This window comes from Streptomyces sp. 8L (assembly GCF_020176795.1).
In the GTDB taxonomy this organism is placed as follows: domain Bacteria; phylum Actinomycetota; class Actinomycetes; order Streptomycetales; family Streptomycetaceae; genus Streptomyces.
Genome location: NZ_JAIUKE010000355.1, coordinates 5,887 through 10,045, shown reverse-complemented (window position 1 = coordinate 10,045; position 4,159 = coordinate 5,887). Strand labels below are relative to the sequence as shown.

Annotated in this window: 5 protein-coding genes; 4 read left to right on the top strand and 1 reads right to left on the bottom strand. The window is 70.6% G+C overall.

Annotated elements, in window-relative coordinates:
• The first annotated feature begins 211 nt into the window (after positions 1-211).
• Together LCE31_RS26330 and LCE31_RS26325 are read left to right on the top strand one after the other, a co-directional pair.
• Positions 212-1,078 (top strand): hypothetical protein, encoded by an 867-nt coding sequence (locus tag LCE31_RS26330; protein ID WP_225018357.1) that lies wholly within the window; start codon positions 212-214, stop codon positions 1,076-1,078.
• Between the two features lie 209 nt (positions 1,079-1,287).
• Positions 1,288-1,485 carry a hypothetical protein gene (locus tag LCE31_RS26325; protein WP_225018355.1) on the top strand — a complete coding sequence of 66 codons (198 nt, stop codon included), beginning with the start codon at positions 1,288-1,290 and terminating at the stop codon, positions 1,483-1,485.
• Positions 1,486-1,627: 142 nt separating this feature from the next.
• Here LCE31_RS26325 and LCE31_RS26320 read toward each other — a convergent pair whose 3' ends face one another.
• The gene (locus LCE31_RS26320; protein ID WP_225018353.1) at positions 1,628-1,996 is read right to left on the bottom strand and encodes a metal-sensitive transcriptional regulator; all 369 of its coding nucleotides are present in this window, start codon (positions 1,994-1,996) and stop codon (positions 1,628-1,630) included.
• A gap of 256 nt (positions 1,997-2,252) precedes the next feature.
• Between LCE31_RS26320 and LCE31_RS26315 the strand changes: the two genes are divergently transcribed.
• Both LCE31_RS26315 and LCE31_RS26310 read left to right on the top strand, forming a co-directional pair.
• On the top strand, positions 2,253-2,873 hold the full coding sequence (locus LCE31_RS26315; RefSeq protein WP_225018351.1) for a DUF47 domain-containing protein: 621 nt from the start codon (positions 2,253-2,255) through the stop codon (positions 2,871-2,873).
• Between the two features lie 5 nt (positions 2,874-2,878).
• Positions 2,879-3,877, top strand: coding sequence for an inorganic phosphate transporter (locus LCE31_RS26310; RefSeq protein WP_225018349.1), 999 nt, complete (start codon positions 2,879-2,881; stop codon positions 3,875-3,877).
• Positions 3,878-4,159: the final 282 nt, after the last annotated feature.

Here is a 4,159-nt window from a genome sequence, read left to right as displayed (position 1 = left end):
GACGTGGAGGGGCCCGCGGATTCCGGGGGTTGGTCACGCACGCCCTCCACCGTACCCGCGGGGGTCGGAGCCGCGCAGTGGGGCGGCGCCGCACGGTTTCCGGCGCGTGTCACACTCCCGCCGGCGTGACCGGGGGCCGCGCGGCGTCGTTAGTCCGGACGGTCAGGCGGGTTCGGGCAGGCGGCGGTCGGGCGCTGGGGGTCGGCAGGCGATGGTGGAGCGGCAGCGGCAGCAGGGACGGCGTCACGCGCACGGCCGGAGCGGGGTGTTCACGGCGGTGGCCCTGGCGGGTGTCGCCGGCGCCGTGGCGATGTGCTGCGGCTGCGGGGTCACCGGCGGGGCCGTGGCCGACGACCACGGGAGCGCCGGTGCCACCGCCGCCGTGCGGGACGCGGCCGGGACGCTGGTCACGGCGGGCAGCGCGCGGGCGGCGACGTCGATGGAGATGGCCGTGGGCGGCACGCGCGTCACGATCCGGGGCGAGGGCGGATACGACTTCCGCAAGCGGATGGGCAGCCTCACCCTCACTCTGCCCGAGGACCCGGCGGGCTCGTCGGAGCACCGGCCGATCACGGAGCTGCTCTCGCCCTCCCTGCTCTACATGAAGAACCGGGGCGCGGGCGTGCCGGCCGACAAGTGGGTACGGGTCGACTCCGCGACGCTCGGCGACGGGAACCTCGTGACGGGCGGCGCGACGGACCCGCTGACCGCCGCGGAGCTGTTGCGCACGGCGGCCAGAGTGACCTACGTGGGTACCGGCACCCTGGCGGGCACCACGGTCAGGCACTACCGGGGCGTCGCCGACCTGGACGCGGCGGGCAGACAGGCCGCGCCCTACGCGCGGAGCGCGCTGGCGGCGGCGGTGAAGGGGAGGGGATTCGCGTCGAAGGCGGTCCCCTTCGACGCGTACGTGGACGACGCCGGGCGGCTGCGGAAGGTCAGGCAGCGCTTCAGCTACCTCAACCAGGGCAGTCCCGTCACGGTCGCCTCGACGACCGTGCTCTACGAATTCGGCAGCCCGGTGTCCGTGAAGCTGCCGCCGGCCGGTGACATCTACGCGGGCCGGATCAAAGACTGACCCGGGCCCGGCCCCCGGGACCGACCGTCCCCGACCGGGGGCCGAGCGGGCTCTGTGACGCCTGAGGCCGGTGTGGTGTCCGGGATGTGTGAGATGTGCGGTGGCCACTGCTCGGGCGCGAAGATTGGGCGCTAAATGGTCCGGAAGTGCCATGCGCGGCGAGTATCACCCTCCCTACGCTAGGAAGCCGACACCGACCGAGAGAGGTGATGCACGTGGCTCCGTTGCGTACGCCGATCGTTCAGGACCACGTGGCCCTCATCGAGATCGAGCTGTGCGGAGAGCTGATGATCGCGGCGTCCGCCGCGGACGGGGACCGGCTCAGCCCCGACCGTATCGACGAGGTGCTCGACGTGGCGGCCGAGCGCGCCGCCCGCCTCCGGCAGCCCGACCGGCGCTGGGCGTAGTACCCCGCAGGGGCGCGAGCCGGGAGCCCCGTACCCGATTCGGGGGGGCGGACCTGAGCCAAGGCGGCCGTGTCGGGGTCGGATATCTCACGCCGTGAGATCCGTCCCGCGTCCGGGGGCGGGGTGGCGCAGGGCGGGGCGGTCAGGTGCGCAGCAGGCGGGCGATGGCCTGCGTGGCCTCCTCGACCTTCTCGTCGATCTCGGAGCCGCCCTTGACGGCCGCGTCGGCGACGCAGTGCCGCAGGTGCTCCTCCAGCAGCTGGAGCGCGAAGGACTGGAGGGCCTTGGTGGAGGCCGAGACCTGAGTGAGTATGTCGATGCAGTAGACGTCCTCGTCGACGAGCCGTTGCAGGCCCCTGATCTGGCCTTCGATCCGGCGCAGCCGCTTGAGGTGCTCGTCCTTGCGCTTGTGGTAGCCGTACACCTGGTGGCCGGCGCCCGGAGCCGGAGCCTCCGCCGCGGAGGGCCGTTCGCCGGTCGCGTCCGCGCCGGCCGCGTCTGTGGTCGTCATGGCGTCCTCCGGTGTGTGAGCCCCGCTCGGTCCCTCGGCGGGCGGTTTGTGTCCGTTGTATCCGACGTATCCGGTGCGTCCGGGTCTGTCTGGTGAATCCGCTTGAGGGGCATATACCCCCTGCGGGTATATGATACCTCTACGTGGCGCTTGGGTCAGGGGGTCCTTCAGGGTGGTGAGGCCGGGTGAGCGACACTGGGAGCCCACTCATCTAGCATCGGCCTGACCGAATTCCATGTAACCCCGAGGACTCCAGGTGCGTTTTCGTCTGACCCCCAGGGAGACGAGCTTCTACGACATGTTCGCCGCGTCCGCGGACAACATCGTCACCGGCTCGAAGCTCCTGATGGAACTCCTCGGTGCGGATTCCTCCGCGAAAGCCGAGATCGCAGAACGGATGAGGGCCGCGGAGCACGCGGGTGACGACGCGACCCACGCGATCTTCCACCAGCTGAACTCCTCTTTCATCACGCCTTTCGACCGTGAGGACATCTACACGCTGGCGTCCTGTCTGGACGACATCATGGACTTCATGGAAGAGGCCGTCGACCTTGTCGTCCTCTACCAGATCGAGGAATTGCCACGGGGCGTCGAGCAGCAGATCGAGGTCCTCAGCAGGGCCGCCGACCTGACCGCCGAGGCCATGCCGCACCTGCGGACGATGAGCAACCTCACCGAGTACTGGATCGAGATCAACCGGCTGGAGAACCAGGCCGACCAGATCCACCGCAAGCTGCTCGCCCACCTCTTCAACGGCAAGTACGACGCGATGGAGGTGCTCAAGCTCAAGCAGATCGTCGACGTGCTTGAAGAGGCCGCCGACGCGTTCGAGCACGTCGCGAACACGGTGGAGACCATCGCGGTCAAGGAGTCCTGAGCTTCGTGGACACCTTCGTCCTGATCGTGACCATCGGTGTCGCCCTGGGCTTCACCTACACCAACGGCTTCCACGACTCCGCTAACGCGATCGCCACGTCCGTCTCGACGCGCGCGCTCACGCCGCGCGCCGCGCTCGCGATGGCCGCGGTGATGAACCTCGCCGGCGCCTTCCTCGGCCAGGGCGTCGCGGAGACCGTCAGCAAGGGGCTGATCGGCACTCCGCACGGTGAGCAGGGGATGGGCATCCTCTTCGCGGCGCTCGCGGGCGCCGTCGCCTGGAACGTGGTGACGTGGCGGCTCGGACTGCCGTCCTCCTCGTCGCACGCGCTCTTCGGCGGCCTGGTGGGAGCGGCCCTCGCGGGCGGCAGCGCGGTCATCTGGTCCGGGGTGGTCGAGAAGGTCGTCATCCCGATGTTCCTGTCGCCCGTGGTCGGCCTCGTCGTCGGCTACCTGGTGATGCTGGCGATCCTGTGGCTGTTCCGCCGGTCCAACCCGCACAAGGTGAAGCGCGGCTTCCGGATCTCGCAGACCGTGTCGGCGGCCGCCATGGCCCTCGGGCACGGCCTGCAGGATGCGCAGAAGACGATGGGTGTCGTGGTGCTGGCACTGGTCATCTCGGGCTACGAGGACTCCACGAGCTCCATCCCGGTCTGGGTGAAGATCGTCTGTGCGCTGATGCTGTCGCTCGGTACGTACGCGGGCGGCTGGCGGATCATGCGGACGCTGGGGCGGAAGATCATCGAGCTCGACCCGCCGCAGGGCTTCGCCGCGGAGACCACGGGCGCGTCGATCCTCTATGTCACGTCGTACATCTTCCAGGCGCCGGTGTCGACGACGCACGTGATCACCTCGGCGATCATGGGCGTCGGGGCGACGAAGCGGGTCAACGCGGTGCGCTGGGGGGTCGGCCGGAACATCGTCATCGGCTGGTTCATCACGATGCCCGCCGCGGGGGTCGTGGCCGCGATCGTCTACTGGATCATCAAAGCGATCTTCGGCTGAGGCCGACGCCGCTGTTGAGGCTGAGGCGCTCGCGCGCCGCCCGCGTACCGCTCGTGTGCTCGTACCCCGCGCCCCGCGGCGAACGGAACGGGCCCGCCCTCCAAGGAGGGCGGGCCCTTCGTCTTGCGGTGGCACCGCCATGCAGCACCGCAGGACGGCTCGGTCCGGTCGCGGCGGCGGGGCCGGGGCCCGCGCGGGCGGCCCGGGGGGGGGGGCCGGGGCCAGGCCCCCGGCCGGTTTCCGGCGCGGCCGGGGTGGTTTGCGACCGGGGGGGGGCCGGGG

Excerpts from the sequence above, each read along its gene's own strand:
- LCE31_RS26320 (WP_225018353.1), bottom strand. The coding sequence starts at position 1,996 with ATGACGACCACAGACGCGGCCGGCGCGGACGCGACCGGCGAACGGCCC.
- LCE31_RS26325 (WP_225018355.1), top strand. The coding sequence starts at position 1,288 with ATGCACGTGGCTCCGTTGCGTACGCCGATCGTTCAGGACCACGTGGCC.
- LCE31_RS26330 (WP_225018357.1), top strand. The coding sequence starts at position 212 with ATGGTGGAGCGGCAGCGGCAGCAGGGACGGCGTCACGCGCACGGCCGG.